Genomic DNA, 18,974 nt, shown 5'->3' on the forward strand with positions numbered 1-18,974 from the left:
GTCATGTCCTTGGGCAGCCCTGCCCGTACCTCGTGGCGCCGGCTTGCCCTGGTGCTCGTACTCGCCCTGATGCCCGGCGTCCTGGGCAGCCTGTCCACCCAGAGCGCGCGGGCGGCGGTCTGCCCGTGCACGATCTTCGGCTCCCAGACGCCCGCGACGCTCGCCGACTCCGACACCGTGCCGATCGAACTCGGCGTGAAGTTCCGCGCCGACCAGGCCGGGTCCGTCACCGGGATCCGCTTCTACAAGGGCCCGGGCAACACCGGCACGCACACCGGTTCGCTGTGGACCACCGCGGGCGTCCGGCTCGCGACAGTGACGTTCACGGCCGAGTCGACCTCGGGTTGGCAGCAGGCGGCCTTCCCCACTCCGGTGGCGGTCACCGCCAACACCACCTACGTCGCTTCCTACTACGCGCCGGTCGGGCGGTACTCGTCCGACTCGGGGTACTTCGCCGCCGGCAACAAGGTGCAGGCCCCGCTGACGGCTCTCCAGGACGGCAGCGACGGCGGCAACGGGGTCTACCGCTACGGCGCCGGCGGCGGATTCCCCACCAGCACGTACCGGTCGACGAACTACTGGGTGGACGTGGTCTTCAGTCCCAGCGCGGCCGACACCACCAAGCCGACAGTGACCGACGTCCAGCCCGCCGGTGGGTCCACCGGAGTTCTGCCCGGTACGCCGGTGTCGGCGACCTTCAGCGAGGACGTCCAGCAGTCGAGCGTCACGTTCACGCTGACCGGCGCGAGCGCCGTCCCGGCAGCCCTGAGCTACGACCCGTCCACGCGGACGGCGACGCTCACACCCGACGCTCCGCTCGCCACCTCGACGACGTACACGGCACGGCTCAGCGGGGCGGCGGACGGGTCCGGGAACGTCATGGACCCGGTCACCTGGACGTTCACCACCGCCGCCATCGCGTCCACCTGCCCGTGCACGGTGTGGCCGAACACCGCCATCCCGGTCACCGAGGCGACCGCCGACGACTCCGCGGTCGAGGTCGGCGTGAAGTTCCGGAGCAGCGAGAAGGGCTTCGTCACCGGAATCCGTTTCTACAAAGGCGCGGGCAACACCGGCACCCACGTGGGCAGCCTGTGGAGCAGCAGCGGCACGAAGCTCGCCTCGGTCACGTTCTCCGGCGAGACGGCGACCGGCTGGCAGCAGGCGACCTTCGCCTCACCCGTGCCCGTGACCGCCGCGACGACCTACGTCGCGTCCTACTACGCACCCGTGGGCCGGTACGCCAACAGCGGCAGCTACTTCGCGAACACCGCGACGACCCGCGGCCCGCTGACCGCCCTTCGCAGCGGCACCGACGGTCTGAACGGCGTCTACAAGTACGGCGCGAGCGGGTTCCCGTCGAACGCCTTCCAGGCGACCAACTACTGGGTGGACGTCGTGTTCGACATCAGCGCCACCGACACCATGCCGCCCTCGGTGGTGTCCAGGACACCGGCCGACGGATCGACCGGAGTCGCGGCGTCCACACCGATCACCGCGGGGTTCTCGGAGAACGTCAGCGGCACCACCATGACGCTGACCGGACCGAACGGCACCACCGTGCCGGCGACCCTCGGCTACGACGCGCAGAGCATGACCGCGACCCTGACCCCCACCACACCGCTGGCCGCCTCGACGAGCTACACGGTCTCGGTCGGCGGGGCGAAAGACGCTGCCAACAACCCGTTGACACCGGTCACCTGGTCCTTCACCACCGGTGCGCCTCCGCCGCCGGGCGTCGTCCAGGGTCCGGGTGGGCCGATCGCGGTGGTCACGAGCTCGGACAACCCGTACTCGAAGTACCTCGCGGAGATCCTACGCACCGAGGGCCTGAACGAGCACCGCACGATCGACGTCTCGAACCTGTCGGCCTCGACGCTGGCCGGCTACGACGTGGCGATCCTCGGCGCGGTGTCCGTCGACGCCGGCCAGGCGGCGACCCTGTCCTCGTGGGTCGGCGCGGGTGGCAACCTGATCGCGATGAGGCCGAGCGGCACGCTGTCCGGTCTGCTCGGGCTCACCGCGGCCGGCGGTTCGGTGGACGACGGATACCTGAAGGTCGACACCACCACCGCACCCGGATCGGGCATCGTCGCCGACACGATCCAGTTCCACGCCCCGGCCGACCGCTACGCCCTGTCCGGTGCGCAGTCGATCGCCACGCTCTACACCGACGCGACCACCGCGACGACCAACCCGGCCGTGACGCTGCGCAGCGTCGGCAGCAACGGCGGGGAAGCCGCCGCCTTCACCTACGACCTGCCCCGGTCGATCGTCGCCACCCGCCAGGGCAACCAGGCCTGGGCCGGGCAGGCCCGCGACCAGCTGTCGCCGCGCCGCGCCGACACCATGTTCTTCGGGGGCAGCAGCGCGCCCGACTGGGTCGACCTGAACAAGGTGGCGATCCCGCAGGCCGACGAGCAGCAACGGCTGCTGGCCAACCTGATCCAGGTGATGAACCGGGACAGGTATCCGTTGCCGCGGTTCTGGTACTTCCCGCGCGGCCTGAACGCCGTACTCGTCGGCACCGGTGACGACCACGGCAACGGCGGGACGGCGGGCCGCTTCGACCAGCTGCTCGCCAACAGCCCCGCGAACTGTTCGGTGGCCGACTGGACCTGCTATCGATACAGCTCCTACGTCTATCCGAACACTCCGGGCCTGACCAACGCGGCCGCGGTGTCGTACGCCAACCAGGGTTTCGACATCGGCGTCCACGAGACGACGTACTGCGGCGACTTCACCCCGGCGTCGCTGGCCGGCAACTACGCCGACGACCTGTCGGTGTGGCGGAGCATCTACCCCGGGCTCCCGTCGCCGGTCAGCAACCGCACCCACTGCGTCGTGTGGAGCGACTGGGCGTCGCAGCCGAAGACCGAACTCGCCAACGGCATGCGGATGGACAACAACTATTACTACTTCCCCGGAAGCTGGGTGCAGGACCGGCCGGGGTTCATGTCCGGCTCGGGCATGCCGATGCGGTTCGCCGACACCGACGGCAGCATTGTCGACGTCTACCAGGCGGTCACCCAGCTGACCGACGAGTCCGACCAGACCTACCCGTTCACCGTCGACCAACTGCTGAACAACGCGACGGGTCCGCTGGGGTTCTACGGCGCCTTCACCGCCAACATGCACACCGACCTTCCGACCGAGCCGGAAAGTGACGCGCTGATCTCCTCGGCGAAGAGCCACAACGTGCCGATCGTCAGCAGTCAGCAGCTGCTCACCTGGCTGGACGGACGCAACGCCTCCGCGTTCGGAAAGGTCGCCTGGAACGGCACCACGCTGAGCTTCACCGTCACCGGCGGCACCGGCTCGAACGGGCTGACGGGGATGCTGCCGACCGCCGGTCCCGGCGGGTCCGTGCTGACCGCGCTGTCGAGGGCCGGCAGCGGGGTCACCTATACCACCAGCACCGTCAAGGGCCTGGAGTACGCCTCGTTCCGCGCGACCGACGGCGCCTACACGGCCACCTACTCGGCACCGCCCGCCGGCGCGATGGCGTTCTCGGCCCTCACGGTCGACAACGGAGCGGCGACCGCGACCCCGAGTGCCACGGCGTCCTGGACCACGTCCCGGGTGGCGACCAGCGAGGTGGCGATCGGCACGTCCCCGACCGCCCTGAACACCAGGGTCAAGCTCGGCGGCGCCACCCGGAAGCACCGGCTCGAGGCGCGGCGGCTCAGGGCCGGCACGAAGTACTACTACCGGGTCACCTCGACCGACCTGGAGGGCCGGTCGGGCACCTACCCGGCAGCGGACAAGGCGCCGGCCACGTTCACCACACCCACCACAGACGGCAGGGCACCCAGGGTCACGTCCACGCGGGTGACCCCACTACCCGGAGGTACGGCAACCGTCCGGTGGACCACCGACGAGCCGTCGACGGCGGTGGTGCAGGTGGGCACCAGCAAGGGCGACCTCGCACCTGTCGCCCGGGCGGACGAGCTCTCCACCGGCCACGCCCTCGTGCTGACCGGGCTCGACCCGGGCAGGACGTACCTGGTCGACGGGCTGTCGACCGATGCCGCCGGAAACCAGGGCCGGTCAGGCACCCTGAAGTTCGTCACGCCCGCCTGGGGCGTCGGCGAGCAGAGCGCGCCGGTGTTCAGGCGGGGCACGGTCGACGGTGACGCGACCGTCGACGACCAGGACGCGCTCGGCCGGGTCACCCTGTCCGGCGGGTCGGGCACGGCGAGGTCCGGCACCTTCGTCTCCGGCCTGCTGGACACCCGGGCGATGGTCGTCTGGGACCGGGCGGTGTGGGACGGCACGATTCCGAAGGGCGCCACCGCGTCGCTGCAGGTGCGGACCGGCAGCACCGCCGATCCGGACGCGACCTGGACGGACTGGACCAGGGTGCCGGCCAACGGACGGATCGGCGGCGCGTCGCGGTACCTGCAGTACCGGCTGGAGCTCACCGCCGGGATCGGCGCGAACGCCCCGTCGTTGTGGGCCGTCGGCTTCTCCCACAACGGCACCGCCCCGCCCGAGGATGCCGAAGGACGCTGAGCGCCACGGGCGCTGAGCGACGGACAGTGCCACGACGGGCATGAGTGAGGGCTGTCAGGAGTCGGGCGATGCCCGGGTCCTGACAGCCCTCACGTTCTCGGCGTGGTCGCCGAGTTGTCGCGTCAGCCGTACTCAGTGGTGGTGGTGGTGCTTTCTGTAGTGCTTCCCGTGCCGGCGATGCCGCATCGCGGCGATGGTGCCCGCGACACCGAGTCCGACGGCGGCGGCCGCGACTGCGGGTGACTTGACATGCATGCTGATTCCCCCTTGCTCAGGTACGCAACTTCTCCATTTCGTGTCCGCGAACGGAGAGGGCGTAGATGACGAGAATGTCGACGGCGACCATCACCAGCGACCAGAACGGGAAGGCCGCGAACGTCAGGAAGTTCGCGATCATGCCCAGAGCCGCCAGGCAGATACCGACGTAGCGTGCCCACCGCTGACCCGCGAGCACCGCCAGTCCGGTCGCGACCAACAGCACGGCAAGCCCGATGTGGACCCATCCCCATGCGGTGTAGTTGAAGGAAACGACGAGCCCGCTGGACGGAACCACGAAGTACGTCGTCCGGAAAAGTGCGGTCAGGCCCCAGATCGCCTCGAACACGCCTACCGTGATCAGCACCGCTCCCGCGAACATGATCCAGCCGAGTCCTTCGCCGCCGGCCGATCGTGTCACTTCCGTTTCGGCGGTCATCCGCCCGGCCGGCGCTTCGGCGGAGGAGGTGGTGACCTCACCCCGCTGGGCCTGCTCCGGTATCTCCGCCCGCTTCTCCTGCGCACCGGCGCCGGTGTCGCGCCGTCCCATGTCGGTCATGGCAACCCCCAAATACTTCGTCCCTTCCAACGGTTCGGAAGGTCCTCCACAAACGCTACTCCGGAGCGGGGTCCCCACCCACCGGGCGATATCCGGCAGCGCACGCGAATTCGTGAAAGCTCGGCATTTCCCGCCGGGACGAAAAAGCCGGCGTCCGCCTGTCGATGAGTGCCCGCCTCGTTCGAAGTCATAGTGAGCGACGGGCACACTGCCCGTCCGGAACTCACCGGAGGCAGAAATGACCACCACGCTGAACACTGCCCGGATCACCACCTCCCGCTTCGCCACCCTTCCGGTGACCGGGGTGGCCGCCGCGGCGGTCGCGAGCGTCGCCACGATGACCGTCGCCGCCGCCGGCCACGCCGCGGGGATCAGTTTGGACATGGCCGGAGCCCCGATCCCGGTCACCGGCTTCGGCGTGCTGACGGCCGGCTTCTCGTTGATCGGCCTGGTCATCGCCGTGGCGCTGGCGCGTTGGGCCCGGCACCCGCGGCGGGCGTTCGTCCGTACGACCGTTGCGCTGCTCGCCCTCTCGTTCGTCCCGGACATCCTCGCGGACGCCGCCCCGGCCACCAAGGCGCTGTTGATGCTCACCCACCTGGTCGCGGCGGCGATCGTGGTCCCCGCGATCGCGCGCCGGCTCGCCGGATGACGGACGGGGTTAGCCCCGCAGTGCGGTGATCGCCTGCGCCACGACGCGTTCGGCACGCTCGCGGCTGGCCGGCTGCATCCAGCCCTCGTCCATCATGGGAGTACCGCCGTCGTTGACGGTCATCCGGAAGCCGAGGCATTCCAGCCAGAGCGCCCGCATATTGAGGATCGACGGGAGCCGGTGGAGTTCCTCGTCGGTGAGCTGGACGTGCCTGGAGTAGCCGTGCATGACCGCGGCGATGTTCTCGGTGGCGTTGTGTTCGGCGGCGGTGCGCAGGAGCCAGGCCAGGGCGGGCAGTCGGGGCCCGCACCCGGATCCTGCCCAGCCGATGATCGCGAGGTTGCCGGGCGTGCCGACTGCTGCCCACGGGTGATAGTTGCCGTGGGTGAGCGCCTCGGGCAGGCCTTCGGCGTCGTCGGCGTTCTCGACCTGGGCGCGCAGCCACTCGAACTTCTCCCGAGCCGCGGTGTTCACCTTGTCCTCGACGCTGACCAGGAAGCCCATCGCAGCTGCCAGATCCTCTTTCGGCCGTCCCACATGAAAGCCGCCGTCGGTCTCCTCGGCACCGCCGTCCCGGGAGACAGCGCCACCGGCCGCGGGAAGTGTGTGCAGCCGGCCCAGGATCTCGGCCATCTCCTCCCACACGGGGGTGCCGGCGCGCGGGCGTCCGCCGTCGATGAACCTGGTGACGATGATCCCCTTGCCGTCGAGGACAGTCACCGGATCATCGTGGGCGATCCGTTCGGCGGGAAAGTCGTGGGAGGCGAGGAACCGCAGGATCTCCGCGTCACCCTCCACGCGGCTGACCCGGTCGGCTGACGAGGAGAAGACCCGCGCGATCCACCGCCGGCCGTCGGCGTGTGTGACGACCAGGGTCGAGGCATAGTGGCCCGGCCAGGAGCCGTCGGGTCGCGTGGCGGGATCGTCGTCGATCGGCAGGATCGAGGTGATCTCGATGCCGTAGTGCTGTTCGAGGTGGGCCTTCAGCGTCACCTGTTCGAACGGACGGGAATGGACGAACTCCTGGCGATTCGCCAGTTCCAGATCCGCGCGCGCCTGGGTGTACCGCTGCCCGGTCGCGCGGGCCCTCTCGCGGACCACGCGCTTGAAACTGCTCTGCCTGGTCATGACAAGCCTCCTCGACGTGTCGTCGCTCCCCAGCAACGTGACACTCGAACAGGCCTGAACCGATCGCGACCCCTGAGGGAAGATTCCCCTTCGCCATCCCGAGGTCCCGGCTGGGGCAGGTCCTCGCAGGCTCGGCGTCAGGTCAACGCCACCCGGCAGATCATCATGCGAAAACCCACACGACGTCAACCTTCGCCCCCGAGAACGCGGCCCCGGCTGAAAAGGAGCTAGATTCTCCGCCGTCGGCCTGTCGGATCCGGGGCGGCGCGTTCGTAGGAGGAACGAGACGCGGCCGGACGAGGTCGCCTGCGACAAGGAGTCATGAGATGGCGCGGTACCTGATCTCGTTCGAAAGCGGTGCGACGGACCTTCCCGGGGAGGACCTGCCCGAGGTGGCCAGGGCCGTCGAGTCGGTACGCCAGGAGGCCAGGGACGCCGGTGCGTTCGTCTTCGCGGGCGAGTTGGACCACGACGTGAAGCCCGTCGTGATCGCGATCGACGGGATGATCACCGACGGCCCGTACCCGGAGAGCAAGGAACTCCTCGGCGGCGTCACCATCGTCGAGGGTCCCGATCGGGAGACAGGCCTGGAGTGGGGCGCGAGGGTCGCGGCCGGCTGCCGGACTCCGCAGAAGGTCCGTGCGTTCAGGCGAGGCGGTGGCGAGCCTGCGCGCTACCTGATCTCGTTCGACAACGGCGACATGGACTTCCCCACCACCGAGGACTGGGTCGCGGTGGGCGAGACGTCCCACGCGGCGATCCAGGACTGCATGGACGCCGGGGTGTACGTCTTCAGCGGCGGGCTGAACTACGAGCCGCAGGACGACAGTACGCCGGCATGGGTCGGCGCGGTCACCGGCGACGGGACGGTCGCCGACGGCCCGCGCCCGAAGACCAGGAAGCCTCTCGCCGGCTTCACCGTGATCACGGCGCCCTCCCACGAGGCCGCGCTGGAGTGGGCCGCGAAGTTCGCGGTCGCCGGCCGCCGCGCGCAGGACGTTCGGATGTTCATGTACGACCCGATGGTCGAATGAGACCCCGGTGACGGCGATCTGACGGAGCAGGAAATCCCGTTGCGTTGCCGTCGGCCGACGGCGCTACCGTGCGGCGGGTGACGTCGAAACCTGCCTCCGCTCCCCTGTTCCTGGTCACCGGCGCACCGGGCGTCGGGAAGACGACACTCCTGCCCGAACTGGTCCGGCTCGGGAAGGGGCTGGTGGTGATCGACCAGGACGAGCTACTGGACGAGGGCGCACTGCTCGGCGTACCGATCGCCTTCCCGGACGCGGCACCGAACTGGCCGGCGTACAACCGGATGTGGGATCGCATCGTCCACATCGTCCGGCGGGCAGGCCACCCCGTCCTCCTGCTCGGCCCCACGCCGTACCCGGAGGAGCCGGCCACGACAGCGGATCCGGACGGCCCCGTGCACTGGGCTCTGCTCGACTGCGCCGACGAACTCAGGCGTGCCCGCCTGCGCACGCGCGGTTGGTCCACTGAGTGGATCGAGGATGCGGTGGCCGATGCGGCCGAGACCCGCGAGCTGATCCCCACCGTCATCACGACCGACGACGAGGACGCGGAGAAGATCGCGCTACGGATTCTCTCCTGGACCGCGACCCTCGGCGAGGCGCAATAGCTCGCGAACCTTCACGCTTGCGAGATCACCAGTTCGAACGAGTCCGGCGCCACGTCCCGCATGACCCCGATGAGGTCACGAGCCGGAGCCGGGTCGAGACGCCGCGACACTCGGCGGCGACTCGGACCCGGCTCCCGTGAGTCCGCTACATCTGCCTTACCAGGCGGGGTTCTCGGGGCCGTCGCCGAAGTCCGGGATCTCCAGCCGGGCGCCGTTCTGGCGGGCCGACTCGAGCGCGATCACGCCCGGCAGCGTGAACCTCGCCGCCTTCCACGCGTTCACCGGCGGCTGCGTCTTGGTGGTGACACCGCGGACGAAGTCGTCGGCCAGGAAGTGGTGGGAGCCCTCGTGGCCGTTGTGCGCGCCCTCGAACTCCTTCGGAAGCCGACTGCGGTCCTGCACCTTGGCGTTGCCGGAGGCGAAGCTCTGCATCAGCGCCGGGTCGACGTCGCCGAAGCCCTCGGGCACCTGGCCGCCGCGGGTGTAGAAGAGGTCGCTGATGTCGAGGGTGTCGCCCTTGCGGTAGTCCTCGCCCTCGGTCTTGATGCTCCAGGTGGCGCCGTGACCGGTCTGCTCCATCACCGACTCGGTGCCGTAGAAGCGGAACCGGGACTCGTGCCCCTGCCAGTAGCCGACCCGGCGGAACTCGTTGGTCCGCATCGCGCCGCCGTCGGCGAGGTGGAACAGCGCGCTCATGTTCGAGAAGTCGTTGCCCCACAGCGAGACGTTCTTGTCGAACACGCCGTCGCCGCGGTCGTCGGGAATGCCGATGCAGCTGACGCTGGTGGCGTACGTCGGCAGCGCGCCGAGGACACCGCCGATGGCGTGCGTCGGGTAGAGCATGGGCGGGTAGCTGGCGGTCTTCTTCCAGTCCTCGCCGCCGCTGTACTTGTAGGCGGCGTAGAAGCCGTTGTCCATGTCGTGGACGTAGTCGCCCTCGGAGTAGAACACCCGCCCGAACGCACCTTCGGCGACCTTGCCGCGGGCCCAGACGACGGCCGGGTTGTAGTAGCTGGTCTCGCCCATCATGTAGATCAGGCCGGTCTCGGCGACCTTGTCGATGATCGCCTTGATCTCGTCGACGGAGATCGCCATCGGCACCGCGGAGTAGACGTTCTTGCCGGCTTCCAGGGCCTGCAGCACCAACGGGCCGTGGCTCCAGCGCTGCGTCATGACCGCCACCGAGTCCACCTCGTCGGAGGCGAGCATCTCGTCGGCGTCGGCGAAGACACCGGCCAGGTCGTACTTCTCCTGGTGCTCCTTTGCACGCTCCGGAACGACATCGCAGGCGTAGACCGCCTCGACGTCGGGATGCATCTGCCACAACGAGATGAAGCTGCGGGCGAACTGCCCGGTACCTATGACGCCGATCTTCATGTAGATCATCCTTGCCGCTGGTCTTGATCAGGTTCGAGCGGGGACTGCCCCGCCGGCTCCACACCGGCGTACTTCGTAGTTTCCGTGAATCGTGTCAATCTTCCCAGGTCCTCCCCGCGCCCCTCTCGATCGCTGGGCACTGGGGGCCGCAGAAGTCCGGAGTCGGACTCCGGACGATCGCCGACGCCCCGGTCGACCGGCGCGGCTCCACCTCTCAGGTCACAGAGAGGTACCCGGCACGGTACGTCGCGTGAGCGACCGGCCGTGCCGGGTACCGGCCACAGCTCAGGGCGTGACGCCGAAGCCCGCGAGGAACGCCAGGTCGTCGGGCTGGTCGATGCGGTACTCGTCGTCGGTGCCGGTGCAGTTCGGGCTGACACCGAACGACGTGACCGTGACCACGGTGTTCGCGCCGTGGAACGTCGGCCCGCCCGAGTCACCGAAACAGGTGCCGCCCTGGTGGACCTTGCCGTTGTTGTTGCTGAACCGAGCGGCCGTGCCGTACGGCATACCGAAGAGGCCTTGCAGGGTGACGAGCTGGGTGGTCCCCTGCACCCTGGTGTCGCCGCCGACGTCACTGCCGGGGAGGACCTTGTTCAGGCCGTACCCGACGACGGTGAACAGGGCCTCGGGCCGCGGCCCGGTCTGGAACTGGTCGAGGTAGCCCTGCGTGGGCAGTTTGCCGTACGTCGGCATCGACACCGAGTCCTGCAGGTCGAGCACGCCGGCGTCGTGGAGGTAGAACGCGTCCGGGTCGAACTGCGGGTGCGGGTGGGACGTCGCGCGGTGCCAGCTGGTGGAGGAGTTCAGCGCGGTGGACCAGTCGTGGTAGCGCTGGGCGTTCTGGTCCCGCCCGTACGACGAACTGGGCTTGAGGATGTCGAAGTTCGGCTTCTCGTCGAAGTTGATCCACACGTCGTTGCCGCCCGACCCCGAGCCGCCGCCGGCCGTGGTCGACGCGCCGTTGCGGCCGATGGCGTACGTGCAGTGGCCGGCGGTCAGCGCGATGTGGCCGTTCAGCAGCGTGCCCGAGCAGGTGAACCACGAGCCCGGATCGTCGAACCGGCTGTCGGCCTCGTCGGGCACGTAGAACAACAGCTCCCCGACGAAGGGGTGTCCCTGGCCGTCGGGGGTGCCGTGGGTGATCGCCTGCGCGGGTACGGTGCCCGCGACCACGGCGAGGACCGATGCCACGGCGACGAGCAGGATTCTGATACGCATCCGGGGCTCCCTTGTCAGGTGCGTGGTGCCGCATGTGGTGCCGCATATAGTGCACCCGGATCGAGGCGAGGAGAAGTGCCCGAAGCGCGGTCGGAACGCCGTCAGGGGCGGAGCGGACGGAAGTACTCCCGCGACGGGCCGGCCACCTCGGCGATCGTCCTGAGCAGGACCCCGTCGCCCACCGGCGGCCGGTCGGGCACCAGCTCGGCGAGCGGCGCGGTGCCGAGGCCGGGCGCGTAGGCGTCCAACGCCGCCAGCTTGGCGGCGCCTGCCTCGGCGGACCACTCGGCCGCCACCAGGTCCTCGGCCGACGTCCCGACGATCCCGGTCGTACCGATCTCACGGCCCTGCACGAGCCCGGCGAGGCGCTCGCGGGCGGTGGCGACGTCGTCGGAGCGGACGCAGCCGCCGAGCATCAGGGCCGGGGTCCCGGTGCGTCCCAGAAGGTCGAGTGCCCGCTGGACGGCTTCGTGGGTGCGCACATGGTCGGGGTGGCCGGTCACCCCGTCGGCGTCGACCGTGACCAGGACGTCCGGCCGATGGTCCGCCACCAGTTCCCTGATCGCCTCCGCCAGCTCGGCCAGGTCCCCGGCGGCCAACGAACCCGCACCCGCGTCACCGGCGTCGCGCCAGCGACCAGGGACGACGACACCGAACCGGCGAACGCCGAGCGCGGTGCACGCCGCGGCGTACCGCGACAGTCCGGTGGTGGCCGCCGCCTCCAGTGCGCCGCGATCGGACCGGTCGAGCGCGGCACGTGCGGGCCCCGCCCCGATCGCACCGGCCTCGCCGGCCGTGAGGGTCGCGAGCCGCACGTCACCTCCGGCCTCGGCGCACGCGGCGAACGTCGCACCAGCGAAGAAGGTCTCGTCGTCGGGGTGAGCGAACACCCCGAGCACTTTCGCCCCGGACAGCTCCATGATCGCGGAGAGTACCCGACAGCGCGGACTTGACCGGGACGCCCGGACGGGGCAACGTCGGCCGCGCACTGCGGGGGATTTTCCTTGTACGACAGGGCGACGGGCCTTCGGGCTCGTCCACACAGACCTCGGATAGCTGGATGAACCGGACCCTCCGCATCGTTCTCGCCGCCACTGTCGGCATCCTCGTCGTGACCGCCGGAGTGGTGGCCCTGGGTGCGGGCCGTGACCACTTCTGGACAGCGGACCCCTCCCCCACCACCGCGCCACCGACAGCGGCGAGTCGTACGCCCTCACCGACGGCCTCACCCACGGCCTCACCCACGGCCTCAGCCACGCCGAAGCCGTCGGCCGTCCGGGGCGGGTCGCCGTTCACGGGCCTGCCGGCGCGGGGGCCGGCGAAGCGCGTCCTCGCGGTGAAGATCGACAACGTGCCGGCAGCCAGACCGGCCGCCGGGCTGGCGCGAGCGGACATCATCTACGTCGAACAGGTCGAGGGTGGACTCTCCCGGATCCTCGCCGTCTTCTCCTCCCGGACGCCGACGGCTCTCGGGCCCGTCCGGAGCGCGCGGGAGTCCGACATCGAGTTGCTGCGCCAGTTCGGGCGGCCGGCGTTCGCCTACTCCGGCGCGAACTCAACGGTGCTCTCGAAGCTCACGAAGGCTCCGGTGTACGACGTCTCACCGGCGCACGCCGGCTCGGCGTACTTCCGTGGTGGTGCGCGGCCGGCCCCGCACAACCTGTACGCCCGGACGGGCCGGCTGCTGGCCCGGGCGCCGAAGGCGAGCACCCCGCGCGACATCGGCTTCCGCTTCGGCGCCCAGCCGGCGGGCGGACGGGCCGTGACCTCGCAGCAGGTGCGCTTCCCCTCGTTCCGCGCCGACTTCCGCTGGTCGGCGAAGGAACACCGCTGGCGGGTGTCGATGGACGGCACGCCCATGCGGGCCACCGACGGCGCGCCGCCCACCCCGGCGACGGTCGTGGTGCAGTACTCCAGGATTCGCCGCTCGGCGCTGAAGGACTCGGCGGGCAACTACACGCCGTACACCGAGACCGTCGGCTCAGGTCGCGCGCTGGTGCTGCGGAACGGCCGTGCGTACGACGCCCGCTGGTCCCGCCCACGCGCCGCCGGGGGAACGAAGTTCACCACCAGTGCGGGGCGGCCGATGACCTTCGCTCCGGGCCAGACCTGGGTGATGCTCGCTCCCAGGTGACCGGCTTGGCGCAGCCCGGTGGCGTCAGTCCCAGACCTGGGCGTGCTTCTCGAAGGTCTCCGGATCACTGTGCAGCGGAATCACGCACAGGAGGTGGCTGCGGGAACGCGCCGGGCAGAGACGTGAACTGCTCCTCGCCTGGTTCCGGCCGTGCCGGAACTCCCAGCGCCGCCGACCAGAAGCCTGTCGCGGCAGGCACCTCGTCGCGGGGGACGTCGATCAGGAGGGTGGAGAATCGGCTGCGATGCACGGCCGCACTGTAACAACGGCCGCTTGTCCCAGTTCGTCCTGCGCGGGCCCGGCCGACTTCGTTGGCTGTGCGGCTGTGGTCCTGCGGCGACGCGTGGAAGATGGAGTCGTTGGCTTTTCTGTCATGCCGAAAGAAGGTCCGGGATGTACGAATCCGGTGCGCTTGAGGCCCTGGGCCTGGCGGAGTGCCGCCACCTGCTTCGCGAGACCACCATCGGCCGGTTCGTGTTCTGGGACCGGACTCACTACGCCGTCCACCCGGTGCGGTACATGTGTGAGGACGACGCGCGGATCCTGTTCCGGACCGAGAACGGCACCAAGGTGGAGGTCGGGGACAAACGCCAGGACGTGAGCGTGGAGATCGACCACATCGACCCGATCAACGGGCACGGCTGGAGCGTCGTGGCCAGCGGTCCGGCCAGCCACGTCACCGATCCCTACCAGGTCGAGCACGTGCTCAGCGAGCTTCCGCAGCCCTGGGCGTCTGACGCGGGCAGAGAGGTCGTGTGCGTCTACGTCGACTACCTCGAAGGACGGAAGTTCCAGGCCCCCGCGTTCGTGCCGTAGCAGCACCGAGGCCCGCCGGAGCCTTCCCGCTCCTCATCCGGTAGCTGACTCATCCGGTAGCTGACAAGGCCACGTTGACGAGCAGCGGCCACCCTGCCCTGGTAGCGTCACACCTCCCCGCGGTCAACCGGGTGACCGCGCGGCGAAGCAGGAGGCTGTCGTGGTCATCAGTGGAATCGTCGCTGCGGTTGTCGTCGGCGCCATCATCGGCGCCCTCGGACGTCTTGTGGTTCCCGGGAAGCAGAAGATCGGCTGCCTGCTCACGGTCGGCATCGGTATCCTCGCGGCACTGCTCGGCACCGTTGTCGCCGGCGCTCTCAACGTCGCGCACACTCCCGGCATCAACTGGATCCAGCTTGCGATCCAGGTCGGATTCGCTGCTGTCGGCGTTGCTCTGGTCGCAGGCGGAACACGCCGCCGCTGAGTCGACGTGCGCGGCGGCCATAACCCGCATAACCCACGAATCTTGACGAAGGGGCTCGCCTCCTCACAGGTCTACGGGGACACGACGGCTCGGTCGAGCCCCGAGGGGGTTCTGTGGTTAGTCTGAGCCGTCATGGCTCGTACCCGCCTCTACCGCCACGGTGTTCTGGAAGCCGAGAACTTCCCCGTCGCCGACGTCTCGGACCACCTCTCGGACCCGAATGCCACGGTTTGGCTGGACATGTGTTCTCCCACCGAGGAGGACCTCGCCTCCATCAGTGAGGAGCTCGGCCTGCACGAGCTCGCGGTCGAGGACGCCGTACACGAACACCAGCGCCCCAAGCTCGACCGCTACGACAGCCACGCCTTTCTCACCGTGTACGCGGTGCGGCTGGACAAGGAGAGTGGGGTACTCGCCCTCTCGGAAGCGGCCGCGTTCGTCACCGCCCGCGCACTGGTCACGGTTCGCAAGGACGAGCAGTTCGACATGGACGCGGTACTGAGCCGATGGGACTCCTCGTCCGACCTCACCAAGAGCGGTGTGGGGTTCCTCGTCCACGGGCTGATGGACTACGTGGTGGACAGTCACTTCGACGCGGTGCAGGCACTGGACGAGCAGATCGAGGCGCTGGAGGACATGGTCTTCGCCGACCAGGTGGACCACGCGGACATGCAGCGGCGTTCGCTGTACCTTCGCAAGAGCCTGGTCGTGTTACGTCGCGTCGTTCTGCCCATGCGTGAACTCGTCAACGCACTGATGCGCCGCGACCTCCACATCGTCGACGACACCTTGATGCCGTACTTCCAGGACGTGTACGACCACGTGCTGCGAGCCACGGAGTGGACCGAATCCCTGCGCGACCTGGTGGCCACCATCCGTGAGACCCAGCTCAGCCTGCAGGCCAACCGGCTCAACACGATCATGAAGAAGGTGACCAGCTGGGCGGCGGTGATCGCCGTGCCCACTGCCATCACCGGATTCTACGGTCAGAACGTCCCCTACCCTGGCTTCCAACAGGCGTGGGGTTTCTGGCTTTCCACCCTCGCCATCCTGGTCATCTCCGGCAGCCTGTACCTGTTGTTCAAACGACGCGACTGGCTTTAGGGAGTTCTACCGCCCATGACCGACGACAGCACCCGCCTCGCCGTACTCATCGACGCCGACAACACCTCCTCGAAGCTGATCAAGGAGATGTTCGAGGAGCTCGCCGGCTACGGCACCATCACCGTGAAGCGGGCGTACGGCGACTGGACCAACCCCCACCTGACCGGCTGGCGGGACGTGCTGCTCGGCAACGCCATCGCACCGCAGCAGCAGTTCGCCTACACCTACGGCAAGAACGCCACCGACTCGGCGCTGATCATCGACGCCATGGACCTGCTGTACTCCGGCAACGTCGACGGCTTCGCGATCGTCTCCTCTGACAGCGACTTCACCCCGCTGGCCACCCGGCTGCGCGAGTCGGGCAAGCGGGTCATCGGTGTCGGGGGACGCAAGACGCCGAAGGCGTTCGTGGAGGCGTGCGAGAAGTTCGTGTTCACCGAGGTCCTCACCGGCGTCCAGACGCCGCCCGAGACGGTAACCGGGACGACGACCGACTCGACGACCGAGTCGACGAAGGCCGACCAGCCGCGGCCGATCCAGAGCGTGCTGACCAAGGCACTGAACCGGGTCGACACCGATGACGACGACTGGGCTTCCCTCAGCGCGCTCGGCAACCACCTGAACCGCACCGACCCGGCGTTCGACGCACGCAACTACGGGTTCGGCAAACTGAGCGAACTCGTCAAGGCGCAACCGTTCCTGGAGACCAAGACAGTCATCGGCGCGGGTGGGCGCGGCCGGCTGTGGCTACGGTTGAAGGGACGCCGGCCCGCCGAGGAGAAGGCACCGGTCGCGGTGGCGGAGAAGCCTGTCAAGAAGGCGGCCGCCGTGAAGAAGGTCGCCAAGAAGGCAGCGAAGAAGACCGCGGCGAAGACGGCGAAGAAGGCTTCTGGCCGATCCTCCGCGTGACCCCACCGCGCCGTACCATCGACGGACGATGATGGACGACGACGAGTTCTACCGCTGGTACGGCCCGTGGGCGAGCCTGTCCCCACCCGAGGTCGCCGCGCTGCTGGACGGCATCTCCGTTCCCTGGTGGATCTTCGGTGGCTGGTCGATCGAGGCGTTCACCGGCATCGCTCGCGAACACGAGGACGTCGACGTCGGGTTCTTCCGCTCCGACCTCCCGGCCGTGCTCACGCATCTGCTCCCGCAGGTGTGCGTCTGGTCCAACCACGGTGGAACGCTTCGGCCGCTGCGAACACCGGACGAACTGCTGGACGGATGCGAGCAGTTGTGGGTACGCAGGGACGGAACGAGCCGGTGGCTTGCCGATCTCGGACTCACCCCGCACGAAGGTACGACCTGGATCTCCAAGCGGGACTCGCGTATCCGGCTGCCGCTCGAGCAGGCCACCTTCGTCGCGACCGACGGAATCCGTTACCTGGCTCCCAAGGTCTCGCTGCACATGAAGGCGAAGCTCAACCGGGCCAAGGACCGGACCGACCTCGCCGTTACGCTTCCGCTCCTGGAGCCGGCCGACATCGCCTGGCTACGCGAGACGATCGAGCTAACCCACCCGGACCACCCCTGGCTAACCGTCCTCGACCAGCACCGCTCCTCGAGTGGGGGCGGTTCACCTGCGCACATAGACCCTTGAGCCTGCATGAGGGACCGGAACCAGATCCTTGAGTTCGTCGGGCCGAGGTTTCCAGTCCCGACACGGCAGGAAGGCAATTCGCCAAGCAATTCGCAAGGTCCAGAATATGTTCCAGAACGGGATGAGAACGAAGAAGCAGTCCCGCCTCCGATAGGAGACCAACCTGCCAAGCGCGCCGTAGACCACGAGGACGTAGAGGGCCGTCAGGCCCGAACCCGAGTCGCTCGCCATGCTCGCCCCGGGGATCAGCGCTACCTGCGCTCCACTCCACCAGATTCCGATCCACAGGAGGAGGGTCAGCAGAGCCCTCAACATCACACCGCGGGGCTTGCGACCGACCGGGACTGGGCCGGCAGCCACCTCCGTCGCGGCCGCGGTGTCATCCGTCCATTGCCCGCCGTCCCAGTACCTGAGCTCGCCGGAGTTCGTCCCGGGGTCGTACCACCCTGGTGGCGGAGGTACGACCGGCTCGCTGCTCATCCGGCGCTCCTGCGGCTCGACGACTGTGTCGTGGCAGGGAGACTAGCGGCACACTGCGATCCGCGGGAGTGGTTCGGTCGTGCTCACTCGACCGACAGCGGCAGAGGACCGCGCTCGAGGACTTCGGCGAGCCGAGCAGCCGTAGCGGCGAGGGCCTCGTGGTTCTTGGTCCACACGTTCCAGCCCAGGTGAGTGAAGCCGATGTGCAGCTCGTAGCAGTGGTGGCGGGTGGCGGCGTCGACCAGGGCGCCGGGGTCGGCCCGCACGCCCGGGTCCCGCAGCACGCCGGACAGCGGATCCGCGGCGGCGATCCCCGGATGCCACGGCGCCCAGAAGCTGCACCAGGCGGCGTCGAAGAGGAAGTCGCCGCGTACCGAGCACTTCCAGGACAGCACCGCCTCGATACGGCTCGCGTCCGGACTCACCAGCACGTTGCCGTGCAGCAGGTCACCGTGGACGAGGTCGCGTCGCTCCGGGCAGGCGTCGACCAGGGCTGTCACCCGCTCGGTCACCGCGGCGGACAGCGCCGCGAGTTCCCGGTCCTCGGCCAGGGCGTCCGCCCATCCGTTCACCATCTTGTCCGGGTCGTCGGCCAGTCCCGCAAGGAGAAACTCCCGCCAACTCCGGGTTGACGCCACCGGCTGGTGCCAGACCACCGGGGAGTCCGGGGACCCCGGCACCTGGAAGAGCGCGACGAGCAGGCGGGTGAGGGTCGGGCTGATCGCGTCGGCCAGCTCGACCGGAGTGTCCTCCAGGAACCACCCGTAGTGGTGGCGTACCGAGATGGCGTACGCCCGGCCGAACGCGGTGGTGCCCACCTCGCGGACCTCCGGCACGGGCAGGTCCGGACCGGCGAACGTCATCGCGGTCCGGTCGGCCTCGTACCAGCTCGCGTCCGGACCGAAGCGGACCACCAGGTCCTCGCCGCCCGCCCGGTAGGCCCACGCCGAGGACCACGCCCCGCCCGACAGCGGTTCCAGATCCTCCGCGCCCCCCGGCCGTCCGGCCAGGAACGCCTCGACCTCGTCCTTGGTCAACTCGTCGGCACCCATCGGGCCAGTATCCGCCAC

At 69.2% G+C, this 18,974-nt stretch carries 19 protein-coding genes; 10 read left to right on the forward strand and 9 right to left on the reverse strand.

Translation table 11 applies throughout. The annotated features are described in order from the left end of the window. Positions 1 to 3 precede the first annotated feature (3 nt). Positions 4 to 4,515 (forward strand): DUF4082 domain-containing protein, encoded by a 4,512-nt coding sequence (locus tag FHR37_RS24585; protein WP_175542645.1) that lies wholly within the window; start codon positions 4 to 6, stop codon positions 4,513 to 4,515. Between the two features lie 132 nt (positions 4,516 to 4,647). Here FHR37_RS24585 and FHR37_RS32715 read toward each other — a convergent pair whose 3' ends face one another. Then, complete coding sequence (locus tag FHR37_RS32715; protein ID WP_269086095.1) at positions 4,648 to 4,770, reverse strand: hypothetical protein; 123 nt, start codon at positions 4,768 to 4,770, stop codon at positions 4,648 to 4,650. Between the two features lie 16 nt (positions 4,771 to 4,786). Further along, positions 4,787 to 5,329 carry a DUF7144 family membrane protein gene (locus FHR37_RS24590; protein WP_092885603.1) on the reverse strand — a complete coding sequence of 181 codons (543 nt, stop codon included), beginning with the start codon at positions 5,327 to 5,329 and terminating at the stop codon, positions 4,787 to 4,789. Between the two features lie 238 nt (positions 5,330 to 5,567). Here FHR37_RS24590 and FHR37_RS24595 point away from each other — a divergent pair, with 238 nt between their 5' ends. Next, positions 5,568 to 5,981: a DUF6069 family protein gene (locus FHR37_RS24595; protein WP_092885605.1), complete on the forward strand. Its 414-nt coding sequence runs from the start codon at positions 5,568 to 5,570 to the stop codon at positions 5,979 to 5,981. Positions 5,982 to 5,990: 9 nt separating this feature from the next. On the opposite strand, the gene FHR37_RS24600 is transcribed toward FHR37_RS24595, so the two are convergent. Then, positions 5,991 to 7,109, reverse strand: a complete 1,119-nt coding sequence (locus FHR37_RS24600) for a phosphotransferase enzyme family protein (protein ID WP_092885607.1) — start codon at positions 7,107 to 7,109, stop codon at positions 5,991 to 5,993. A 326-nt stretch (positions 7,110 to 7,435) separates the two neighbouring features. Here FHR37_RS24600 and FHR37_RS32050 point away from each other — a divergent pair, with 326 nt between their 5' ends. Both FHR37_RS32050 and FHR37_RS24615 read left to right on the forward strand, forming a co-directional pair. Next, positions 7,436 to 8,143 carry a YciI family protein gene (locus FHR37_RS32050; RefSeq protein WP_237768943.1) on the forward strand — a complete coding sequence of 236 codons (708 nt, stop codon included), beginning with the start codon at positions 7,436 to 7,438 and terminating at the stop codon, positions 8,141 to 8,143. 77 nt (positions 8,144 to 8,220) lie between these two features. Then, a complete protein-coding gene (locus FHR37_RS24615; RefSeq protein WP_237768944.1) occupies positions 8,221 to 8,748 on the forward strand; it encodes an AAA family ATPase in 528 nt (175 codons plus the stop codon). Between the two features lie 156 nt (positions 8,749 to 8,904). Here the strand turns inward: FHR37_RS24615 and FHR37_RS24620 are convergent, their stop codons facing one another. From FHR37_RS24620 to FHR37_RS24630, 3 genes are all read right to left on the reverse strand, one after another. Beyond that, positions 8,905 to 10,125, reverse strand: a complete 1,221-nt coding sequence (locus FHR37_RS24620; protein ID WP_202818223.1) for a Gfo/Idh/MocA family protein — start codon at positions 10,123 to 10,125, stop codon at positions 8,905 to 8,907. A gap of 285 nt (positions 10,126 to 10,410) precedes the next feature. Continuing rightward, positions 10,411 to 11,346: a trypsin-like serine protease gene (locus tag FHR37_RS24625; protein WP_092885609.1), complete on the reverse strand. Its 936-nt coding sequence runs from the start codon at positions 11,344 to 11,346 to the stop codon at positions 10,411 to 10,413. Between the two features lie 101 nt (positions 11,347 to 11,447). Further along, positions 11,448 to 12,266 carry a PIG-L deacetylase family protein gene (locus FHR37_RS24630; protein WP_092885611.1) on the reverse strand — a complete coding sequence of 273 codons (819 nt, stop codon included), beginning with the start codon at positions 12,264 to 12,266 and terminating at the stop codon, positions 11,448 to 11,450. 140 nt (positions 12,267 to 12,406) lie between these two features. Here FHR37_RS24630 and FHR37_RS24635 point away from each other — a divergent pair, with 140 nt between their 5' ends. Further along, a complete protein-coding gene (locus tag FHR37_RS24635) occupies positions 12,407 to 13,480 on the forward strand; it encodes a DUF3048 domain-containing protein (protein ID WP_092885613.1) in 1,074 nt (357 codons plus the stop codon). 64 nt (positions 13,481 to 13,544) lie between these two features. Here FHR37_RS24635 and FHR37_RS24640 read toward each other — a convergent pair whose 3' ends face one another. After that, positions 13,545 to 13,730 (reverse strand): hypothetical protein, encoded by a 186-nt coding sequence (locus tag FHR37_RS24640; protein WP_237768945.1) that lies wholly within the window; start codon positions 13,728 to 13,730, stop codon positions 13,545 to 13,547. 143 nt (positions 13,731 to 13,873) lie between these two features. Here FHR37_RS24640 and FHR37_RS24645 point away from each other — a divergent pair, with 143 nt between their 5' ends. The 5 genes from FHR37_RS24645 to FHR37_RS24665 all read left to right on the forward strand — a co-directional run bounded on the left by FHR37_RS24645 (position 13,874) and on the right by FHR37_RS24665 (position 17,424). Next, entirely contained in the window at positions 13,874 to 14,296 is a 423-nt protein-coding gene (locus tag FHR37_RS24645) for a pyridoxamine 5'-phosphate oxidase family protein (RefSeq protein WP_092885615.1), read from the forward strand. A gap of 160 nt (positions 14,297 to 14,456) precedes the next feature. Next, positions 14,457 to 14,720, forward strand: coding sequence for a GlsB/YeaQ/YmgE family stress response membrane protein (locus FHR37_RS24650; protein WP_092885617.1), 264 nt, complete (start codon positions 14,457 to 14,459; stop codon positions 14,718 to 14,720). A 132-nt stretch (positions 14,721 to 14,852) separates the two neighbouring features. Further along, positions 14,853 to 15,824, forward strand: coding sequence for a magnesium transporter CorA family protein (locus FHR37_RS24655; protein ID WP_092885619.1), 972 nt, complete (start codon positions 14,853 to 14,855; stop codon positions 15,822 to 15,824). A gap of 15 nt (positions 15,825 to 15,839) precedes the next feature. Next, positions 15,840 to 16,733: an NYN domain-containing protein gene (locus FHR37_RS24660; RefSeq protein WP_092885621.1), complete on the forward strand. Its 894-nt coding sequence runs from the start codon at positions 15,840 to 15,842 to the stop codon at positions 16,731 to 16,733. 28 nt (positions 16,734 to 16,761) lie between these two features. Beyond that, positions 16,762 to 17,424 (forward strand): nucleotidyltransferase domain-containing protein, encoded by a 663-nt coding sequence (locus FHR37_RS24665; RefSeq protein WP_092885623.1) that lies wholly within the window; start codon positions 16,762 to 16,764, stop codon positions 17,422 to 17,424. Here the strand turns inward: FHR37_RS24665 and FHR37_RS24670 are convergent. Next, a complete protein-coding gene (locus FHR37_RS24670; RefSeq protein WP_092885625.1) occupies positions 17,401 to 17,904 on the reverse strand; it encodes a DUF2510 domain-containing protein in 504 nt (167 codons plus the stop codon). The genes FHR37_RS24665 and FHR37_RS24670 overlap by 24 nt on opposite strands. Positions 17,905 to 17,987: 83 nt before the next feature. Further along, positions 17,988 to 18,956: a phosphotransferase family protein gene (locus FHR37_RS24675; protein ID WP_092885627.1), complete on the reverse strand. Its 969-nt coding sequence runs from the start codon at positions 18,954 to 18,956 to the stop codon at positions 17,988 to 17,990. Positions 18,957 to 18,974: the final 18 nt, after the last annotated feature.

Origin of the sequence: Actinopolymorpha cephalotaxi (assembly GCF_013408535.1) — a bacterium.
Classification (GTDB): domain Bacteria; phylum Actinomycetota; class Actinomycetes; order Propionibacteriales; family Actinopolymorphaceae; genus Actinopolymorpha; species Actinopolymorpha cephalotaxi.